This is a genomic window from Pseudomonas sp. dw_358, assembly GCF_018449655.1.
Classification (GTDB): domain Bacteria; phylum Pseudomonadota; class Gammaproteobacteria; order Pseudomonadales; family Pseudomonadaceae; genus Aquipseudomonas.
On record NZ_JAAVUX010000003.1, the window covers coordinates 276,862 to 297,107 of the forward strand.

Genomic DNA, 20,246 nt, shown 5'->3' on the forward strand with positions numbered 1-20,246 from the left:
CACCGATGAGCGAATCGAGCTACAGCGTCCTGTACCAGGACCCCCTCAGCCATCTGAAATTCCGCCAGCGCCACGGGCAGGTGCCCGCCCAGGCACGGCTGGTGCTGCTGCACGGGGTCGGCGGTAACGAAACCAACCTGGCCGGACTGGCCGAAGCGGTGGACCCGCGAGTGGAAGTGCTGCTGGTGCAAGGGCCGCTGAATCTGGGCCCTGCCCAGTTCGCCTGGTTCCCGGTACGTTTCGGCGCCAATGGCCCGCAGATCGACGAAGCCCATGCCGAGCGCAGCCGGCGCCTGCTGATCGACTTCATCGAAGCGCGCACGACGCTGCCCACGGTGATCGCCGGTTTCAGCCAAGGTGGCATCATGAGCGCCAGCGTCGGCCTCAGCGCGCCACAGGCGGTCAATGGCTTCGGGTTGCTCAGCGGGCGGATCCTTCCGGAACTCGCGCCACACATCGCCTCGACCGAGGCGCTGGGCAATCTGCAGGCCTTCGTCGCCCACGGCTGCTTCGACGACAAACTGCCCCTGCACTGGGCCGAACGCGCCGAGCAATGGCTGGAGGCGTTACAGGTTCGCCAGCAAGTGCACATCTATGAATGCGGTCATGAGCTGATAGCCCAGGAAGCGACAGACTTCCTGCGTTGGCTGGCAGGCCCGCTGGGGCTTTGACAACTGGGCGGCGAAGGGGTGAAACCTGGGAGCATCCGGACTAGGATTATGGAAGGCAAGCTGCCGTGACAGCCCCATGAAAGGAGTTCAACCATGTTCAGCCACATCCAGCTCGGCGCCCGCGACCTCCCCAGCATGATCGCCTTCTACGACGCCGTCCTCGTCCACATGGGCCTGACCCGCATGCCCGAGCACAACGACTCCGGCCCCGCTGGCGCCGGCTGGCGATTGCCGGGCCAGAGTTGGCCGCAGTTCTTCATCCAACTGCCGTTCAACGGCCAGCCGGCGACCTGGGGCAATGGCACCCAGGTCAGCTTTCTCGCCGCGACCAACGCTCAGGTGGACGCCGCGTGGCAACAGGCTATCGCCTTGGGCGGGAAGGACGAAGGCGCACCGGGACCACGTCCGCAGTACACCACTGGGTACTACGGTGCCTATTGCCGCGACCCTGAAGGCAACAAGCTGTGCTTTGTCTGCTTGAACTAGGCGAGTGCGCATGACATGGACGCTGTGACCACTGACGACCGCCCTCGATGAGATCCCGCCCCCCCAAACCCTACTCAAACCTTCATCTTCCCCCCCGAACCATCCCCGATAGCCTATGGTCACACCCCCAGTACCTAACTTCTGGATCAAGGAGGGAACACCCGATGAATACCCAGGCACTGATCGACATCGCCAAGGCCCTGGTGGCCGACGGTAAAGGCCTGCTGGCCATGGACGAAAGCGCCTCGACCTGCCGCAAGCGCTTCGTCGAGCAAGGCATCGAAGACACCGAAGCCATGCGCCGCGCCTACCGTGAGCTGTTGATTACCACCCCTCAGCTGGCCGAAAGCGTCAGCGGGCTCATTCTGTTCGACGAAACCGTGCACCAGGCCAAGCTGGACGGCACTTCGTTCATGGACGTCATTCGTGAAGCCGGGCTGATTCCCGGGATCAAGGTCGACTTGGGCGCCAAGCCGCTGGCAGGGCACCCGGGGGAAACGGTCACCGAGGGGCTGGATGGCCTGCGCAAACGCCTGGAAGACTACTTCAAGCTCGGTGCGCGTTTTGCCAAGTGGCGAGGGGTGATCAACATCGGTGATGGCCTGCCTACCGACGGCGCCATCGGGGTCAATGCCCATGCTCTGGCCCGCTATGCGGCGTTGTGCCAGGAAGTCGGGCTGGTCCCGATCGTCGAGCCGGAAGTCTTGATGGACGGCAATCATTCGCTGGCGCGCTGCGCCGAGGTCACCGAACGGGTGCTGCGCGCCGTGTTTGCCGAGCTCGATCGCCAGGGCGTGGTGCTGGAGGGCATGCTGCTCAAGCCGAACATGGTCACCAGCGGGGCCGATGCGGCCGAGCAGGCATCGATCAAACAGGTGGCCGATGCCACCCTGGCCGTACTGCTGCGCACGGTACCGGCAGCGGTTCCAGGTATCGCGTTCCTCTCGGGCGGCCAGTCGGCCGAAGTGGCCTCGGCGCACCTCAATGACATGCATCAAGGTCAGGCACTGCCTTGGGCGGTAACCTTCTCTTATGGCCGCGCCCTGCAGCAACCGGCGCTGAGCGCCTGGAACGGCGTGCCCGGCAACGTCGAAGCCGGCCAGAAAGAACTCATGCACCGCGCGGTGTGCAACCGTGCGGCAGCATTGGGTACCTACAACGAGGGGATGGAGCGCCCATGAGTGAATCCACCGAACGCCCGCCCGTGCGGCTGTATCTGGTCCGTCACGGCCAGACCGAATGGTCGCTCACCGGCCAGCACACCGGCCGCACCGACATTCCACTGACCACCCAGGGCGAGGACGAAGCGCGTACCCTGGTGCCGCTGTTGCGCAACGTCGAGTTCAGCCATGTGTTCAGCAGCCCGCTGCAACGCGCTCGGCAAACCAGCGAGCTGGCCGGGCTGGGCGACGCGGTGGAGGTGCTGCCGGCCCTGGCTGAGTGGGCCTATGGCGCTTACGAAGGCCTGCGCTCAGCGGAAATTCGCCAGCAGCGCCCCGGCTGGAACATCTTTCGAGACGGCTGCCCCGACGGCGAGTCGCCGGAACAGATCACCGCGCGTATCGACCAGCTGATCGCCCACCTGCTGACCCTGAGCGGCAATGTCGCGCTGTTTGCCCACGGCCATATCGGTGGCGTGCTGGCCACCCGTTGGCTGGGCCAGCCGCTGACCGAGACCGGTCACTTTCCGCTGGCGACCGCGTCGCTGAGCGTGCTGGGCCTGGACCCGAAGCATTCGAACGTGCCGATCATTTGCGCGTGGAACCTCACTCCCGGCCGAGGTTTCCTGGAACACCTGTAACACACCCCTCCCTGCTTTATGCACCGCCCGCGGCCCCTTGGGGTCGCGTTCACCGCGGAGAACAGCATGCGCAAGACACTATCAACCGAGCAACTTCGGAAAATGGACGCCTACTGGCGCGCCGCCAACTACCTCTCGGTCGGGCAGATCTACCTTGCCGACAACCCCTTGCTCGAAGAACCGCTGCGCCTGGAACACGTCAAGCGCCGGCTGCTCGGGCACTGGGGCACCACGCCGGGGCTGAACTTCCTCTATGTGCACTGCAACCGGCTGATTCGCGAATACGACCTCAACATGGTCTTCATCACCGGCCCGGGCCATGGCGGCCCGGGGCTGGTGGCGCAGACGTACCTGGAAGGCTCCTACACCGAGCGCTACCCGGCCATCGAGCGCAGCCGCAACGGCCTGCACCGACTGTTCCGGCAGTTCTCCTGGCCTAATGGCATCCCCAGCCACGTATCGGCGCAGACGCCAGGGTCGATTCACGAAGGTGGCGAGCTGGGCTATTCGCTGGTGCATGCCTACGGCGCAGCGTTTGATAACCCGGACCTGATCGTCACCTGCGTGGTCGGCGATGGCGAAGCCGAGACCGGCCCGCTGGCCGCCAGCTGGCACTCCAACAAATTCCTCAATCCGGCCAGCGACGGGGCCGTGCTGCCGATCCTGCACCTCAATGGTTTCAAGATCGCCAACCCCTCGGTGCTGGCACGCATCGACGATGAAGAGCTCGATGCCCTGCTCCACGGCTACGGCTATGAACCCCACCGTGTCGAAGGCGATGACCCGCAAAAGGTCCACCAGGCGCTGGCGGCGACCCTCGACGTGGTGCTGGGCAAGATCCGCGACATTCAGGCGGCGGCGCGGGCCAGTGACGCGCCCGCCAGCCTGCCCCGACCGCGCTGGCCGATGATCATTTTCCGCACGCCCAAGGGCTGGACCGGGCCCAAGACCGTGGACGGCCTGCCCGTGGAAGGTACCTGGCGCGCCCATCAGGTACCCATCGCCGACTTCAAGAACCCCGAGCACTTGCAGCAACTCGAAGGCTGGCTACGCAGTTACAAACCTGAAGAACTGTTCGACGACAAGGGGCAGTTCATCGCCGAATACGCGGAGATAGCCCCCACCGGCCATCAGCGCATGGGTTTCAACCCCCACGTCAACGGCGGCGAGCTATTGGTGCCGCTGGCGCTCCCGCACTTCCATGACTACGCCGTGGCCGTGCCCACTCCCGGCAGCGTGCGCGGCGAAGCCACGCGGGTGCTGGGCGGATTTCTGCGCGATGTGATGAAGCTCAATATGGACAGCGCCAACTTCCGCCTGTTCGGCCCGGACGAGACCGCCTCCAACCGCCTCGACGCCGTGCTGGACGCCTCCGGCAAAGCCTGGATGGCGCGCATTGAGGACGTGGACATCAACCTCAGCCAGAATGGCCGAGTGATGGAAGTGCTCAGCGAGCACCTCTGCGAAGGCTGGCTGGAAGGCTATCTGCTCACCGGCCGCCACGGCCTGTTTTCCTGCTATGAGGCGTTCATCCACATCATCGATTCGATGTTCAACCAGCACGCCAAGTGGCTCAAGGAAGCCCGCACGGTCACTTGGCGCAAGCCTATCGCTTCGCTCAATTACCTGCTGACCTCCCATGTGTGGCGCCAGGACCACAACGGCTTGTCCCACCAGGACCCGGGCTTTATCGACCACGTCGCCAACAAGAAATCCGACACGGTGCGCATCTACCTGCCACCGGACGCCAACTGCCTGCTGTCGGTGACCGACCACTGCCTGCGCTCGCGCGATTACGTCAACCTGATCGTCGCCGGCAAGCAGCCGGAATGGCAGTGGCTGGACATGGACGCTGCTGTACGCCACTGCACCGACGGCGCCGGCATCTGGCACTGGGCAAGCAATTGCGGCGATGCCGAGCCGGACGTGGTCATGGCCTGCGCCGGCGACGTGCCGACTCTGGAAACGTTGGCCGCCGTGACCCTGCTGCGCGAGTACGTACCGGACCTGAAAATCCGCGTGGTCAACGTTGTCGACCTGATGGTCCTCGAACCTCGCGCCGATCACCCCCATGGCCTCACCGACGTGGATTTCGACCTGCTGTTCACCGCCGACAAGCCAGTGATATTCGCTTTCCACGGCTACCCGATGCTGGTGCACAAGCTGACCTACGGCCGCCGCAACCACGACAACTTCCATGTCCGCGGCTTTCGTGACGAAGGCACCACCACCACGCCGTTCGACATGGTGGTGCTGAACAACCTTGACCGTTACCAGCTGGCACTGGACGCCATCATGCGTGTCCCGCGCCTGCACGCTGAAGTGGACAAGGCCCAAAAGCGTTACTGGAGCAGCATCGAGCGGCACAAGCTGTACATCAGCGAACAGGGCGAGGACCTGCCGGAGGTGCTGCAATGGCAATGGACCGCCTGACCACCGTACTGGCGCTGAACAGCGGCTCGTCGTCGCTGAAGTTCGGCGTGTATCAGGTCGGGGCCGAAGCGATCGAGACGCTGGCCAGTGGCGAGGCCCAGGCATTGGGCAGCGCCGAGGCAAGCTTCAGTGCCGACGGCATCGACGGCGAAAACCTGGCCGATGCCAGTATCGGCGGCGTGATGCGGCGTATTGAGCAGTGGCTGCAGAAGGCCGGCTTACCGGCGCTGAACGCAGTGGGTCATCGCGTCGTACACGGCGGCCCGCAGTTGTTCAAACCCTGCCGGATCGATGACAAGGTGCTGGAGCAGCTCAACCACGCCAGCGCCTTTGCGCCTTTGCACACGCCGGCGGCGCTGGCCGTCATTACCGAGGCCCGGCAGCACTTCAACGACTTGCCCCAGGTGGCCTGCTTCGACACCGGTTTTCACGCTGACATGCCCGCCCTGGCGCACACCCTCGCCCTGCCTCACAGGTTGCGCGAACAGGGCATCCGCCGTTATGGCTTTCATGGACTGTCCTGCGCGTCCATCGTCCGCCAACTGGGCGAGGCCTTGCCCTCCCGGCTGGTGATCGTGCACCTGGGCAACGGCGCCAGCGTCACCGCCGTCAAACAGGGCCGCTCCGTGGACACCAGCATGGGCCTGACCCCCAGCGGCGGGATCATCATGGGCACCCGCAGCGGCGACCTTGACCCTGGCGTGCTGATCTACCTGATGCGCGAGCAAGGCATGGATGCTCAGGCGCTGGAGCAGTTGATCGATCATCAATCCGGTCTGCTGGGCATTTCCGGGGTGGCCAGCGACATGCGAAAACTGCATGAAACGGCTTCTTCTGACCCGCAATCGGCCTTGGCCATCGAGATGTTCTGCCAGGCGGCACGCAAACAGATCGCGGCCATGGTGGCGGTGCTGGAAGGGCTGGACCTGCTGGTGTTCACCGGCGGGATCGGCGAGCACGACACACCTGTGCGCCAGCGCATCTGCGCCGGGCTTGGGTGGCTGGAGGTGGAGGGCAAAGTTCGGGTGTTGCCTTCACTGGAGGATGAGGAGATTGCGCGGCTGAGTGCGCGATGCATGGCGTGAAATCTTATCAAGGACGGCCACCGGCCGCGCGGGTGGCCGGTGAGTCTTGATGACCTCCCTCGACAAGCAAGCCCCCCTCAGGAAACCCCAACCCCCTCGCGCCGCAGCGTCAGCTGCCGCGTGTGGAAATCATACTCGTACAACTCCGCATACCGCCCCCACTCTACCGCTACCTTGAGCACCCGTTCCGCTTCGTCGTCGTCCATCAAGTCTTCCAGACGATCAAGCACGGTCTTTTCCGAGAGCACCCCACCCGGGTCGGCGCGCAGGCCGTCCAGGATGAAGTTGACCAAGGCCACGCGCCCCCGGCACTGGCGGGCAAAAAGGTCCTGACGGCGGGCCTGGCGGGCGTTGACGTAGTGCTGGCCCTGGCGGTCCATGCGCAGTTCGCCGTCCACCAGATGGGCCATGCCCAGCAGGCCCAGGGCTTCGCAGATAGGGAACAGCTCATCGTCGGGCAGCTCGGTTTCTTCGGCGAGCCGGGCCAGGCTGGCCTTGCCCTTGAACGGCTCGTCGGCGAGCAATTCGAGCACGCTCTCCAGGCTGCCGACGTCGGCGTCCGGCAGCCTGTAGCCCAGCTCCAGAGCGCCGGCGGCAGCGGCCGGGGTCGAGCCGCTGGACTGGGTCATCATGGCGTAGACCTTGGCGATCAGCGCTCGCACCTCTTCCGAGTCGGCGTCGCGCGGACGCGGCAGTTCGATGCGCAGTTCGGCGCGCACGCGACCGGGGTCGCTGGACAGCACAACGATGCGGTCGGCCATCATCACGGTTTCTTCAATGTTGTGGGACACCACGAGGATGCTGCGGGTGTCGATGCGTTGCTCGTCCCACAACTCCAGCATGTCGTCACGCAGGGTCTGCCCGGTGAGCACGTCCAGCGCCGAAAACGCTTCGTCCATCAGCAGCACTTGCGGATTGGTCACCAGGGCCCGGGCAATGCCCACGCGCTGGCGCATGCCGCCGGACAACTCGCGGGGCAGCGCACCACCGAAGCCGGACAGGCCGATCAACTCCAGGGCATCGCTGGCCTTGCGCGAGCGCTCGGCGGCGGCCACCCCCTGAGCTTCGAGGCCCAGTTCGACGTTCTGCTGCACGGTCAGCCAGGGAAACAGGGCGAAAGACTGGAACACCATGGCCACCCCGGCCACCGGCCCGTGAATCGCCTGCCCACGGTAGGTAACGTGCCCGTGGTCAGCGCCCACCAGCCCGGCGATGATACGCAGCAGCGTGGATTTACCCGAGCCCGAACGGCCCAGCAGGGCGACGATTTCGCGGTCATGCAGGCGCAGATCGACGCCTTCGAGCACTGTGCGCAGAGTGCCGTCGGAGGCCTTGAAGCCTTTGTTGACAGACTTGAGTTCGATCAAGGTTTCGGCAGTCATTTCATTCACCCCTTAACGACGGTTTTCGGCGAGCAAGTACAGGCGGCGCCAGAAAAAGCGGTTGACCAGCATCACGTAGATGCACATCACCCCGATCCCCAGGGCAATGCGGTGAAAGTCACCGGCATCGGTCATTTGCCGGATATAGCTGCCCAGGCCTTGGGCCTGCAGCGAGGTGTCACCCCAGGTGACGTACTCGGAGACGATACTGGCGTTCCACGAGCCACCACTGGCGGTAATGGCCCCGGTGACAAAGCTGGGGAAGACCGCCGGCAGGTAGACCCGCTTCCACTTCAGCCAGCCGCGCAGACCGAGGTTATCGGCCGCCAGGCGCAGTTCGTAGGGAATGGTGGCGGCACCCGACACCACGTTGAACAGGATGTACCACTGGGTGCCGAAGACCATCAGCGGGCTGAGCCAGATATTCGGGTCGAGCTGGAAATGCACCAGCCCCACCACCACCAGCGGGAACAGCAAGTTGACCGGGAAGGCCGCGAGAAACTGCGCCAACGCCTGAACCTTCTGCGAGTAGCGCGGGTTGAGGCCGATCCAGATCGACAGCGGTACCCATACGAGCGAGGCGAGGCCAATCAGCACCATGACCCGGATCAACGTCAGGAAACCCAGGCCCAGCACATGCCAGGCCTCGGCCCAGCCGACATCCTGATGCACAAACAGGCCCAGTTCGGTGAACGCGGCAATGCACAGCAACGTCAGGATCACGTCCCACACTCGCGGCCACCAGATCGGCAGACGCATGGTGCGGCGAGGGGCGACCGTACCGTCCCCGCGCGATGGAAACCACCCCATTGCCTTTTGGAAACAGCGGCTGATGCGCAGGGTCAGGGCATGCACCCAGCGGCTGCGCCGGCCCCAGTCCAGCACCCAGGAGCGCTGGGCGGTTTCGCCTTGGGTGTCCTCGAAGCGAAAGCGGTCGGCCCAGGCCAGCAGCGGCCGGAAGAACAATTGGTCATAGACCAGAATGCCCGCCAGCATGGCCCCGACGGCCCAGCCGATGGCGCCCAGGTTGCGCTGGTCGATGGCCACGGCGATGTAGGAACCGATACCGGGCAGCTTGATGTCCTGACCGGCGACGGTAATGGCTTCGGCGGCCACCAGAAAGAACCACCCACCGGACATCGACATCATCATGTTCCACAGCAACCCCGGCATGGCGAAGGGCAGCTCCAGACGCCAGAAACGCTGCCAGCCGGACAGCCGAAAAATCCGCGCGGCTTCGCTCAACTCGGGTGGCACGGTACGGAATGACTGGTAAAGGCTCAGCGCCATGTTCCACGCCTGCGACGTGAAGATGGCAAAGATCGCCGCGCACTCCACCCCCAGCAGGTTGCCGGGGAACAGGGCAATGAACGGCGCGATGGCGATGGCCTGAAAGCCCAGGATCGGCACCGACTGCAAAACGTCCAGCAACGGAATCAACACTTTTTCAGCGGCCCGGTATTTGGCCGCCACATAGGCAAAGGCGAAAGCGAACAGCAGCGACACCAGCAGCGCGGTGAACATCCGCAGGATGGTGCGCAGCAGGTAATACGGCAGGTTGATCGGGTCCAGCGAGATGGGCAATGCCTGCCCGACAATGAACGGCTTGCTCATCTGGGCGGCGCCGAAAGCCATCAGCACCAGCAACGCCAGGACCAGCGGCAACAGCAGCCAGTCCCAACGGTTGGGGGCAGTACCACGCAGCCGTGGCGGAATGCTAAAGAGTGCGGCCATGGAAAGTTGCCTCAGGAAAGCGTGACCTGGAATTCGTCAGCCGCACGCAGGGTGAGGCTTGTAGATGACGGAATTATGACAACTTGATCAGGGCCGGCTTCGCCCCGGAGACGGGCAGATGTGCAAAAGATGTACTGCATAGACTCACCTCGACCCCAGGGACCGGGCAGGTGAGTCAAAACGAGGCTTCAGCCAGGTAGCGGGCTCATCCGACCGGCCCCTTGCGGGCACTGTCGTGTATATGTGTTTTGATCATGCAACCCGCCATCAAGGCTGGCGGGTTGCCGACTACCGGGAATACTGTCCATGGCTCTCTTCATAGAAAAAGGGCTGCCCAAAGTATGGGCGCAGGCTTTATACGCTTGGTCAAACGGTGGGTCAATGCTGCGTTCGGGAGTTTCATGCAAGGCATCGGAGCCGCTGCCGAATTACCCGAGCCGCTGCAACACATAACTGTTTTCAAAGCCGCAAGCGCAGCCCAGCACATGAAAATCCTTGAAGTAACCCGTGGCCCTGAGCAAGTCCACCGCAGGCCCTACCTCGGGCGAGTACTGGTGGTCACCATAATCATCGAAGACGACAAAGCCACCGGGTACCACGCTGGGTGGTCGAGCAGCACGTTGCGCCCGGTATGGCCACCGTCGATGTGCAGCAGGGCCACCTTGGGCGCCATCTTGTAGAAGTGCTCGCCGCAGAACTCCGAAAAACCACGAATGAACAAGGCATCGGGCAAGAGCGCGCGCCGATAGTGGTCGAACTCTTCGAACTGATTGGGCAGTACAAACGGGTCGATGCCGATGACGCGGCGCTGACGGTTGCTGATCTCGTTCATCAGCACCAGCGACTTGCCCTTCCACACGCCAATTTCCACCAGGTCGCCGGGCACCCCTTCGAGCAATACGCACAAATAGCCCAGCAGACGCACGTGATCATGGAACGACAGCTCGCGCCGGGCCATGGCCTGTTCGGCAGGCAAGGTCGCCTGGGCCTGTTCGAAATGTTCGCCCACCAGCTTCCAGACCTGGGTGACGCTCTCCTGCAAGACCGGGTCTGCGATGAATTGGTTGAGTTCCTGGATAGTCGGCATGCTCTCTCCCACGGGCTGGAGCGTTGATTCGCGGTCCAGGCAGATGTACTTGATAGTATTCGGCGATCGACAAAAGTAAAGCGCCGACCCTGAGCTATAGTCTCAGCCCATAATGAGATCCACTTTATCGAGAACATTGCCTTGCCTATCGCACCCTACCTGCTGCGCAATACCCTCAAGGCCCTTGGTGTGCCTGCACTCTTGCTCCTGGCCAGCCACGCGGTGCACGCCGCAGACTGGATCGTTTCGTCCAATGACGGCAAATACCAGCGCGTGCAAGGGCGTGACACCTACCCCGAACCTGCCCGCCCCGACTCCCTGACGGTGCTCGACGCCAGTGTGTTTCCACCCCGGGTGGCGCAGACGGTGCCGGTGGAAAATGGCATTCAGGGCCCGCCCCAGGCCGCCGCCATCAGCCACGATGGCAAGCTGGCGCTGGTGGCCGCGCCAACGCGCTACGACCATGGTGCGCAGACACTGGTGCTGGACACCTTCCTGCAGGTGGTGGACCTGAGCACCCAGCCGGCCACCGTGAGCCGCGTCGACCTGGGCAGCCACCCGCAAGCGGTCGCCTTTGACCGCAGCGGTCAGTGGGGCATGGTCACCTGTGTCGATGGCGGCGTACGCCCGCTGCGTATAGAAGGCAACAAGGTCACGGTGCTGGGCAGCATCAAGTTGGGTGAAAAACGCCTGGCGGGCGTGGCGTTCACCCATGATGGGCAGCATGTCCTTGCTTCGCTGCGTGACGAACAGGGATTGGCCGTGCTCGACCTGAAGAACGGCCAATGGCTGGACAGCGGCGACCGCGTCAGCACCGGCGTTGCGCCCTATACCGTGGATGTTTCCAGTGACGGTCACTGGGCCGTAGTGAGCAACGTCGGGCTCGCGGGACTGGCTGGCTATAAAGGGCGTCTGGCCGGGGATGCCGACAGCGTGACACTGATCGACGTGTCGAAGACACCCTTTCGCGCGGTGCAACAGATCACTGTGCCATCGGTACCCGAGGCAGTGGCGATTTCACCGGATGGCCACTGGATTGCCGCCCAGTCCATCGATGGCTCCAACCTGCTGCCGGACAACCCCGGCTTTCGCCCCCAGGGCCGGGTGACCTTGTTCAAGCTGGAGCACGGTCACGCCGAGAAGGTCAACGATGTGGCGGACGGCAACTCGTCCCAGGGCATGGTGTTCAGCGCCGACGGCAAACACTTGATCGTGCAGTTCAACGTCGAGAAGCAACTGGGGTTGTACAGCCTGCAAGGCGGGCGTCTGGTGGACACCCACCAGCGCATCAAGATCGACGGCGGCCCGTCGTCGTTGCGCAGCGCACCGCGATAAGCCTGTCGCGTCCCCTCCAAGGCAGGGCTTGCGCGGGAATGACGATCATTGTCTTCCCGAGCAGACTCAGCCCTGGGGAGCCTGCATGGCAGAACTGGCGATCAATCCTCCTCATCCCCATCATCGTCGTCTTCATTGCCGTCTGGCGGCTGAGGCTTGCCGGCGTTTTCCTTGATGAAGATCTGGCACCCTTGGTTAAAGGTCGCCGTGGGCGTGTTGCAGGAGGACTTGTCGGTGAGCTTCTCGCTCTTGGCCCACTCATACCCCCCTGCCAGGCTGGAACACTCCTCGTCGTTTTTGCAGGGCGTGCCATGAAAGCTCTTGCCTGCCGCCATTACGTGGGCGCTCTGCACGCAGGCTAAAAAAATTGCGGTGTACAGCCATGGCTTCATGTATGCCTCCTGGGTCACCCTCGCGGGCGGATGCCGGACTATGATCGATCACAGCCCAGCATAACCAACCCGTCAGCGATTTTCGATCACCTCGCTCAATCCTTTGGAAAATCAGTGCCCAGGCTGATATCGCGCACCGCTTCGATCGCCTTGAGTCGCTCTTTGCGGTCGGCAACCACCGCGTCGAATCCCCATGCACCCAGCGGCAGATGACGCGGCGGTGTTGCTGTCTGCGTCAGGGCAATCATGGCCTCGCCGGCCCGCACCGGATCGCCAGCCTGCTTGCCGCTGCCTTCGGCGGTGGACGTCATGCGCTTGGCTGCCGTGTCTTGATAATCGGCAATCTTCGACGGCGTCTGGTGCAGCGAACGTCCGGCCCAATCCGTGCGAAACGGCCCCGGCTCCACGCAGGTCACAGCAATGCCCAGCGGCTTGACCTCGGCACTCAACGCATCGGAAAAACCCTCTACGGCATGCTTGGACGCGGCGTAATAGCCAGACCCCGGAAAGCCGATCAGGCCAGCCACCGACGTGATGTTGATGATATGCCCGCTGCGCTGGGCGCGCATCAGCGGCAGGACCGCGCGAGTCACGGCAAACAACCCGAACACGTTGGCGTCGAACTGCGCGCGGATGTCCGCTTCGATGCCCTCCTCGATGGAGCTTTGGTAGCCATAGCCGGCATTGTTGACCAGTACATCGATACGGCCGAAGCGCTCATTGGCCGCGGCCACCGCCGCCTCGACTTGTTCGCTGCGGCCAACGTCCAGGTCCAGGGTCAGCACGCGATCCGGCGCGCCCTCGGCCAGGTCCGCAACCCGCGCCTTGTCGCGCGCGGTAGCCACCAGCCGCCAGCCACGTGCCACGATGAGCCGGGCAAGGGCCTGGCCGAAGCCGGTCGAACAACCCGTGATGAACCAGACTGGCGTATTTCTTGAGTCATTTGCCATGGTGCGGTGCTCCTTTGATAAAGAATCGACACGTTCAGTCAGCATGCGCTGCGCCCCGGTCAGATGATCACATTGCCCAGAAAGGCCATCAGCGAGCCGTTGCGCGAGGTAATGCGCCCGCCGTGGGCCGAGCCGTCCGGCAGGATGATCTTCAGGTAAGCGCCGCTTTCGTCAGGCGGCGAGCTGAGGAATGATACTTCGTAGGTGCCGACCGCCAGCTCGGTCAGCGTCACGGTGTGGGCAGCACTCGGCACGATGGAAAGCTCGGGTGTATCTGAGGGGGAAAAAAAGACCTCGGCCGGCCCCTGGTAAATGAACGTCATACGATCCCTTGGGTTTTCGGCCCTTTCACACTGCAGGCCGCTCCTTCAGTCAGACGCCAGCCTGCGTCGATGGAGCCCGCGAGCTGACGATTGGTAGGCGATTGCGACGGAACACTTTCGCCCGCCAGCTTTCCAAAATTTCATGAACACGCTCCAAGGCCTTGCCTCGTCCGGCAGGTGAGGCACCGCTGCCTGTTGTCCAGACGCCCATGGGGTTAGAATCCTTTCACCATGAGTCATTGCGATGGCCTGGATGGCCGTCATCACTCATCCCTTCTTGACCAGGCAGGCCCGACATTGGAACAGCTCAAACGCCTCGAGACCGGCATCACCGGCTTGGACATTCTGTTGAAAGGCGGCCTGGTGGCCGGCGCCTCCTACATCGTTCAAGGCCGGCCAGGATCAGGCAAGACCATCCTGGCCAACCAGATGGCGTTCCACCACATCCGTCAGGGCGGCCGGGCGCTGGTGGCCACGCTGCTGTCCGAATCCCATGAACGGCTGTTCCAGTACCTGTCCACCCTGAGCTTTTTCGACCCGCGCTACATCGGCAATGACATCCAGTTTGTCAGCGCCTTCGACACCCTGGAAAACGAAGGCCTGGACGAAGTGGTGCGCCTGGTGCGCCGCGAGATGATCCGGCAGAAGGCTTCGGTGCTGATCATCGACGGCCTGCTTAACGCCCGGTCCCAGGCCGAATCGCCCATCGACACCAAGAAATTCATCGCCGAGCTGCAGGGCCACGCGGCCTTTGCCGGTTGCACGGTGCTGTTTCTGACCAGCTCGCGGCTGGACGACGGCAGCCCGGAACACACCATGGTCGACGGCGTCATCGAACTGGGCGAAGAGTTGATGGGCACCCGCTCGGTGCGGCGCATCCAGCTGCGCAAGACCCGCGGCAGCGGCGCCTTGTCGGGGCTGCATGAATGCGTGATCGAAGATGACGGCCTGGTGGTCTACCCGCGCCTGGAAACCCTCTACAGCCATCCCTCGCAATTGCGCGAGACCGACATGGCGCGCCAGACCAGCGGCGTCCCGGCACTGGATCGCGTCACCGAAGGCGGCCTGCCGCGCGCCTCGGTGACCCTGGCACTGGGACCTTCGGGCGTGGGCAAGACCACCCTGGGCATCAACTTTCTCTCGGCCGCCACCGCCGAGGAGCCGGGGCTGCATTTCGGCTTCTACGAAACGCCCGATCGCCTGACCCTCAAGGCCAAGGCCTTGGGGCACGACTTTCAGGCCATGCGCGACGCCGGCGCCTTGCACATCGTCTGGCAACCCACCACCGAAGGCCTGCTCGATGGCCTGGGCGCCCGGCTGATTGCGCTGGTGGACCAATACCACATCAAGCGGCTGGTGATCGACAGTTTTGGCGGCATGATCATCCCCTGCAATCACCCCGCCCGGCTGAGCGGGTTCTTCAGTGCCCTGATGGGTGAGATGCGCGCCCGCGGCGTACTGGTGTTCGCCACCTGGGAAATCCGCGGGCTGTTCGGCCCTGAGATCGATGCGCCCACCCCCGACCTCTCGAGCATCGTCGACAACCTGCTGCTGATGCGTTTCGTCGAGCACCAGTCCGAGCTCAAGCGCCTGCTGTCCGTACTCAAGATGAGAGACAGCACCTATGACACGGCCTTGTTCGAAGTGGTGATCAACGATCAGGGTCTCGACCTGAGGACGGCTTTCACTCATGTGGAGTCTGCCTGGTCCGGTAGTGCCTCCACGATTGCGAAGTCGTGAGCGGGCGGAGTCGAATCGAGATGAGCACCGTTCTGATCGTCGATGACGAATATGTGATAGCGGACATCCTGGCCTTTGCCCTCGAGGACGAGGGGTACATGGTGGTCAAGGGCTCCAGTGCGCGCAAAGGCCTGGATATCCTCGAGCGTGATCGTCCATCCCTGGTCATCACTGACTACATGATGCCCGGCATGAACGGTGCCGAGTTTGCCCGCGAGATTCGCAAGCGCGCGGCGTTCGAGCATCTGCCGATCATCCTGATGACCGGCGGCCAGGGCCGCGAGGGCCGCTCGGCACCAGACCTGTTTACCCGGGTCTTCGACAAGCCGTTCGACATTGGGGCGATGCTGGCCGCTGTCGCCGAGCTGGTTGGCGACACGCCGTGACCGATTTCACTGCCCCCGAGCAGCTGGCCGAAGCGCTGCGTCAGGTCGTCGGCAACCTGGTGCGCAAGGTGCGCGGCGAGGCGCAGACGCCCTCCTCGGCCCAGTCCGAAACCCTGGGTTTCATCGACCGTCATGGCCCCGCCAGTGTCAGTGAGCTGGCGGCCCATCGCCAGGTCAAGCACCAGAGCATGCGCCTGGTGGTGGCTCAGCTGGAAACCCGGCAACTGGTGAGCCGGGCAGCGGACCCAAACGACGGCCGCAAGCAATTGCTTGCACTGACGCCCGCAGGCCTTGAATTGTTACTCGCCGAGCAGCGCCAGCGCCGCGACTGGCTGGCCACTCGGCTGGCGCAACAGGTCAGCAGCGCGGAACGACAGACCTTGGGTGCCGCCGTGCAGATTCTGGAAAAGCTGCTGGCCGCCGACGGCCCATCACGCTGAACGCAGGCCGGCAAGGACGCTGGCCAATGAGTTCATGCCCCAATGCTCAACGTACTGACCATCGCGCACGCGTACGATATCGATAACCTCGATCAGCACTGCGCGCCCCGTGGCCGGAATGCCCATGAGCGCGCCCGTGTGCTGGCCGGTGATGCGTTTACGAGTGGTCACCCGGTCGTCTTCGGCGATCTGATCGAGGATCTCGACCTTGAGCTCGGACAAGCCAGGGTGCAGCACATCGTGAAAGGTCATCCACAGGCTTTCCCGGCCTGCGGGCTGCCCGGGCGGTGCCGTGCGATTGACGAAATCCTCCGCCACCAAGGCTTCGAAGACCTCCCGCTGGCAAGCCTGGATGACTTCATGATTGAAGCGTTGAACGACGGCCTTGTTGGCGGCTGACATGGGATCACCCTCGAATGAACGAATATGAAATACCCAAACTATACAGTCAGACTGTATAAATCAACCACTCACCGGCGCGTTACGTCCACTTCAGTCGTGCGGGCACCGTGGCCACGAATTCTGTCCCCCAGCCCTCCTCGGACTGCACGTGCAGGGTGCCTTTGTGCCCCAGGCAGATCTGGTGGGCGATGTACAATCCCAGCCCCAGTCCTTCCTCCCGCTGGCCGGCTTCAGCGCGGCGGAACGGCTGGAACAACAGCGGCATCAATTCGCCGGCGATGGCTGGCCCGGCATTGCGCACGGCCAGCACCAGCGTGTCGTCACGGGTGTGAATGCGGACCAGAATCGGCTCGCCCTTCGCGCCGTGGACAATGGCGTTACCCAGCAGGTTGGAGAGCAACTGCGTCAAGCGCCGGGCATCGCAGTAGAGCCCATCCGACACCTCCAACGTCGCCTCTATGTGCGCCTCCGGATGAGCCGCTCGCAACTCGGCGATCACCAGGGCAAACTGCCCCTGCAGGTCATCGGTCATTACCGGCTTGACCGGAATCCCCCCACCCAACTTGCCCCGAGCGAAGTCCAGCACGTCTTCGATCAGGCTGCCCATACGCAGGGCACTCTTGCGAATGGCCTGGACCATTCTCAGGCTGCGGGGGTCAGCGATACGGGTTTCCAGCAGGTCGGCGCTCATGCGCACGGCACTCAAGGGCGTGCGCAAATCGTGGCCCAGTACGGCGATGAACTGCTCGCGCAAGCGCCCGACTTCGGTGGCATCGGCCAGGGCATCTTCGGATTTGAGCAAACCTTGATACAGGTCCAGGTTCATGGCGATCAACTGCGCATACAGCCCCAGGGTCTTGAGCACCACGGCCTCGTCGAAATGCGCCGGCAGCGAATCGATGGCACACAACGTGCCAAAGAACTCGCCATCGGCCGTGATGATGGGCATGGACACATAGCTTTCCAGCTTGTAGGTCCGGGGAGTGTGGTGCTGCGAAAACACCGGGTGCTGACTGGCGTGGTTGAAGATCACCGGCTGGCGATGCTGGCGGATCTCGTGGCAGATGGTCGATTCCAGTACCAACTGCCCACCGGGTACCAGGCCGAACTCGATGGAATCATCCACCGCGCAGACTACCCAGTTGCGGTCCGTGACCCGCGCCACGGCAGCGAAGCGCATGCCGGTGGTCTGCTTGACCATTTCCAGAATCAGCGGCACCGCGTCGATCCTGGCGACGGCGGCCACGCTGCTGGAGAAGTCCTGTACGGGCGGATCGAGTGAGTCAGGCGAGGGTTGAGTCACGATTGAAATCGATTCCTGGGCAGTCGAATGAGCGGGTCCGCAAGGGGCCAAGGGCCATCAGCCCGTGCAGAATACCCCACTCGTACGGCCACCGGCCCTCGCCGGCGCAGAGAAAAATCACCGCTCATCTGTAACTGTCTTGTCGGCGCGAGCCCCGGCGGAGGTCAGCCGGGGCTACTTCGAGCTCGTTATCGCGACCCGAAAAGCCGGTTCAAGGGCGAATCGTGGTACTGCTGCGCCGGCCACATTCGCCGGTCTGCCGGCAACTTGCTTCACAGATCCAACACCAACCGACTCGACCGACTACTGGAACAACACACCATCATCGTCCCCCGCCGAACATGCTCCTCGGCGCTCTGCACACTGTCGGCATGAACCGGCTCACCCTCCAGCACCCGCACCTCACAGGCTCCGCAAATGCCCTGTTCGCAGGAATACATGACATCCACCCCCGCATCACACAGCACCTGCAAAATGCTCTCGCCCGGGCTGACCAGCATTTCGCTGCCGGACCGCGCCAAAACCACGGTAAACCCTTGCTCGGCCACCGCGGCTGGCGCAGCAGCCTGGAAGCGCTCCAGGTGTAAACGTGGCCCCAGGTCAGCGCCGATGTCTTCCAGCTCGTCGAGCATGGCTTGCGGCCCGCAGCAGTAAACATGGGCGTCATCCGCCATGCCCTGCAGGGCCTGGGCCAGTGACTTGCGACCAGGGTCGATGTGCCGGGAATAATGCAACGTCACGCCGCTCTGCCCCTCCAGGGTAGAGCGGAACAGCGCGTGTTCGCCGGTGCGGCACCAGTAGTGCAACTGCACGGCGCGGCCCTGGTCGAGCAGCGCGCGGTACATGGAGTAGATCGGCGTGATGCCGATGCCACCGGCCAGCAGGATCACCGGAGCATCATCGTGCACCAGTGCGAAATGATTGCGCGGCGCGCTCACGTCCAGGATCTGACCGACCCGGGCATGGTCATGCAGCCACAACGAACCGCCGCGGCCGCGCTCCTCACGCTTGACCCCGATCACATAGCGGCGGGCATCGCACAGCGGCGCCACCAGTGAATACTGGCGGACCAGGCCTCCCGGGATGTGCAGGTCCAGATGCGCCCCGGCTTCCACGCTGGGCAGGTCGGCGGCGTCCAGTGCCTCCAGTTCATAGAGCACGATATCCTGCGCGCCGTAGCGCATACCGGTCAGGCGTACACGGCAATTCCCCGCTTCAAACGGCGCCATAGCGGATCCCCATGGCACGCAGCCAGCTGCGGTACTTCATGCCCAACAGGTCGGTACGGTGGTGCAATTCCTCGCGCAGGTCGGTGGGAATGCGCTCGGGGCGCTGGGTGTCAACGATGGCGGCATCCTGGGCGTAGACCAAGTCCTGACGGCGGCGCACGTCGGCATCGCTGGGCTGTGGGTCGAAGTTCATGGCGCAGGTGATGCGGATGATGCTTTCGGTTTCACTGACCTGCTGCATGGTGAAGAAGGTGCAGAAACGGTCGGCCTCGTTGCCTTCATGGGCACGCTCCGGGTCGGAGATCACCAGGCGTTTCTTGAAGTAGGCCACGCCCGGGCGAAACACCTTGTAGGCGTAATAGGCAATTACCGGGACTTCCCGCGGGTCGCCGTAGGGCTGGGTAAGGCGCACCTCGTCGGTGTGCAGGTAGCCGTCTTTTTCCCAGACGTCGTAAGGGCCGATCGGGTCCGGGCTTTCGAGGATGCCGTTGACACCCGCGTGGACGAAGGGGAAGTGGGTGGGGTCCATGAAGTTCTCCAGTGCGCGGTAGCCGGACTTGAACCGATACGGTCCGCAGACCACTTTCTTGTAGCGGGGGTCGTGCCATTCCTCATACGGCGCGATCTCGTGTTCCGGCTCGCCGAGACAGGTCCACAGCAGGCCATAGGCTTCCTTGACGTGGTGGGCAATGGCCTTGGCTTTCTTCATCGGGGTTTCATTGGGTGACGCCGGGATCAGCGTGCACTGGGCGGTGCCGTCGTAGTTCCAGCCGTGGTAGGGGCAGACCACTTTGTCACTGGCGATGAAGCCCTTGGACAGCCGTGCCCCGCGATGGATGCACAGGTCTTCCCAGACATAGGCCTGGCCCTGGGAGTCGCGCCAGATGACCAGGTCGCGGCCAAACAGGGTAGTCGGGTACAAGGTCCCCGCCACCACTTCATCGCTGGCCGCGACCACGTGCCAGTCATTGAGCAATGCCGGCTCCAGCGGTGTGTCCAGCTGGTTCAAATGTTCTCTGCAGTTCATCAGGGTCACCTTGTCGATATCGGTTGAACCGGGCACGGCC

20 protein-coding genes are annotated in these 20,246 nt (G+C 63.5%); 10 read left to right on the forward strand and 10 right to left on the reverse strand.

Going from position 1 to position 20,246, the window contains the following annotated elements; translation table 11 throughout:
• Positions 1-5 precede the first annotated feature (5 nt).
• From HB675_RS07130 to HB675_RS07155, 6 genes are all read left to right on the forward strand, one after another.
• Positions 6-671: a phospholipase gene (locus tag HB675_RS07130; RefSeq protein WP_213877086.1), complete on the forward strand. Its 666-nt coding sequence runs from the start codon at positions 6-8 to the stop codon at positions 669-671.
• 93 nt (positions 672-764) lie between these two features.
• The gene (locus HB675_RS07135; protein ID WP_213877088.1) at positions 765-1,157 is read left to right on the forward strand and encodes a VOC family protein; all 393 of its coding nucleotides are present in this window, start codon (positions 765-767) and stop codon (positions 1,155-1,157) included.
• 164 nt (positions 1,158-1,321) lie between these two features.
• Positions 1,322-2,338 (forward strand): class I fructose-bisphosphate aldolase, encoded by a 1,017-nt coding sequence (locus HB675_RS07140; protein WP_213877090.1) that lies wholly within the window; start codon positions 1,322-1,324, stop codon positions 2,336-2,338.
• Complete coding sequence (locus HB675_RS07145; RefSeq protein ID WP_213877092.1) at positions 2,335-2,958, forward strand: histidine phosphatase family protein; 624 nt, start codon at positions 2,335-2,337, stop codon at positions 2,956-2,958. The genes HB675_RS07140 and HB675_RS07145 overlap by 4 nt, the downstream gene beginning before the upstream one ends.
• 66 nt (positions 2,959-3,024) lie before the next feature.
• Positions 3,025-5,391 (forward strand): phosphoketolase family protein, encoded by a 2,367-nt coding sequence (locus HB675_RS07150; protein WP_213877094.1) that lies wholly within the window; start codon positions 3,025-3,027, stop codon positions 5,389-5,391.
• Positions 5,373-6,476 (forward strand): acetate/propionate family kinase, encoded by a 1,104-nt coding sequence (locus HB675_RS07155; protein ID WP_213877096.1) that lies wholly within the window; start codon positions 5,373-5,375, stop codon positions 6,474-6,476. The genes HB675_RS07150 and HB675_RS07155 overlap by 19 nt, the downstream gene beginning before the upstream one ends.
• Positions 6,477-6,553: 77 nt before the next feature.
• Here HB675_RS07155 and HB675_RS07160 read toward each other — a convergent pair whose 3' ends face one another.
• The 3 genes from HB675_RS07160 to HB675_RS07170 all read right to left on the reverse strand — a co-directional run bounded on the left by HB675_RS07160 (position 6,554) and on the right by HB675_RS07170 (position 10,679).
• Complete coding sequence (locus tag HB675_RS07160) at positions 6,554-7,858, reverse strand: nitrate/sulfonate/bicarbonate ABC transporter ATP-binding protein (RefSeq protein WP_213877098.1); 1,305 nt, start codon at positions 7,856-7,858, stop codon at positions 6,554-6,556.
• A gap of 12 nt (positions 7,859-7,870) precedes the next feature.
• A complete protein-coding gene (locus HB675_RS07165; protein WP_213877100.1) occupies positions 7,871-9,592 on the reverse strand; it encodes an ABC transporter permease subunit in 1,722 nt (573 codons plus the stop codon).
• Between the two features lie 535 nt (positions 9,593-10,127).
• Positions 10,128-10,679, reverse strand: coding sequence for a class I SAM-dependent methyltransferase (locus HB675_RS07170; protein WP_256737482.1), 552 nt, complete (start codon positions 10,677-10,679; stop codon positions 10,128-10,130).
• Between the two features lie 141 nt (positions 10,680-10,820).
• Between HB675_RS07170 and HB675_RS07175 the strand changes: the two genes are divergently transcribed.
• Positions 10,821-12,014 carry a YncE family protein gene (locus HB675_RS07175; protein WP_218626459.1) on the forward strand — a complete coding sequence of 398 codons (1,194 nt, stop codon included), beginning with the start codon at positions 10,821-10,823 and terminating at the stop codon, positions 12,012-12,014.
• Positions 12,015-12,115: 101 nt separating this feature from the next.
• Here the strand turns inward: HB675_RS07175 and HB675_RS07180 are convergent, their stop codons facing one another.
• The 3 genes from HB675_RS07180 to HB675_RS07190 form a co-directional block, all read right to left on the reverse strand.
• Positions 12,116-12,406 carry a hypothetical protein gene (locus HB675_RS07180; RefSeq protein ID WP_213877102.1) on the reverse strand — a complete coding sequence of 97 codons (291 nt, stop codon included), beginning with the start codon at positions 12,404-12,406 and terminating at the stop codon, positions 12,116-12,118.
• A gap of 95 nt (positions 12,407-12,501) precedes the next feature.
• The gene (locus tag HB675_RS07185) at positions 12,502-13,356 is read right to left on the reverse strand and encodes an oxidoreductase (protein ID WP_213877104.1); all 855 of its coding nucleotides are present in this window, start codon (positions 13,354-13,356) and stop codon (positions 12,502-12,504) included.
• Positions 13,357-13,415: 59 nt separating this feature from the next.
• Positions 13,416-13,679, reverse strand: coding sequence for a hypothetical protein (locus tag HB675_RS07190; protein WP_213877106.1), 264 nt, complete (start codon positions 13,677-13,679; stop codon positions 13,416-13,418).
• 297 nt (positions 13,680-13,976) lie between these two features.
• On the opposite strand from HB675_RS07190, the gene HB675_RS07195 reads away from it, so the two are divergent.
• From HB675_RS07195 to HB675_RS07205, 3 genes are read left to right on the forward strand one after another with little or no spacing between them, the layout of a single operon-like run.
• A complete protein-coding gene (locus HB675_RS07195) occupies positions 13,977-15,419 on the forward strand; it encodes an ATPase domain-containing protein (protein ID WP_256737495.1) in 1,443 nt (480 codons plus the stop codon).
• A 20-nt stretch (positions 15,420-15,439) separates the two neighbouring features.
• Positions 15,440-15,805: a response regulator gene (locus HB675_RS07200; protein ID WP_213877110.1), complete on the forward strand. Its 366-nt coding sequence runs from the start codon at positions 15,440-15,442 to the stop codon at positions 15,803-15,805.
• Complete coding sequence (locus HB675_RS07205) at positions 15,802-16,245, forward strand: MarR family winged helix-turn-helix transcriptional regulator (RefSeq protein WP_213877112.1); 444 nt, start codon at positions 15,802-15,804, stop codon at positions 16,243-16,245. The genes HB675_RS07200 and HB675_RS07205 overlap by 4 nt, the downstream gene beginning before the upstream one ends.
• Here HB675_RS07205 and HB675_RS07210 read toward each other — a convergent pair.
• From HB675_RS07210 to HB675_RS07225, 4 genes are all read right to left on the reverse strand, one after another.
• On the reverse strand, positions 16,237-16,647 hold the full coding sequence (locus HB675_RS07210) for an ester cyclase (protein ID WP_213877114.1): 411 nt from the start codon (positions 16,645-16,647) through the stop codon (positions 16,237-16,239). The genes HB675_RS07205 and HB675_RS07210 overlap by 9 nt on opposite strands.
• A gap of 79 nt (positions 16,648-16,726) precedes the next feature.
• On the reverse strand, positions 16,727-17,950 hold the full coding sequence (locus HB675_RS07215) for a GAF domain-containing sensor histidine kinase (protein ID WP_345945752.1): 1,224 nt from the start codon (positions 17,948-17,950) through the stop codon (positions 16,727-16,729).
• A gap of 272 nt (positions 17,951-18,222) precedes the next feature.
• Entirely contained in the window at positions 18,223-19,179 is a 957-nt protein-coding gene (locus HB675_RS07220) for a PDR/VanB family oxidoreductase (RefSeq protein ID WP_213877116.1), read from the reverse strand.
• Positions 19,166-20,206, reverse strand: coding sequence for an aromatic ring-hydroxylating dioxygenase subunit alpha (locus HB675_RS07225; RefSeq protein ID WP_213877118.1), 1,041 nt, complete (start codon positions 20,204-20,206; stop codon positions 19,166-19,168). Before HB675_RS07225 ends, HB675_RS07220 begins: the two co-directional genes overlap by 14 nt.
• Positions 20,207-20,246: the final 40 nt, after the last annotated feature.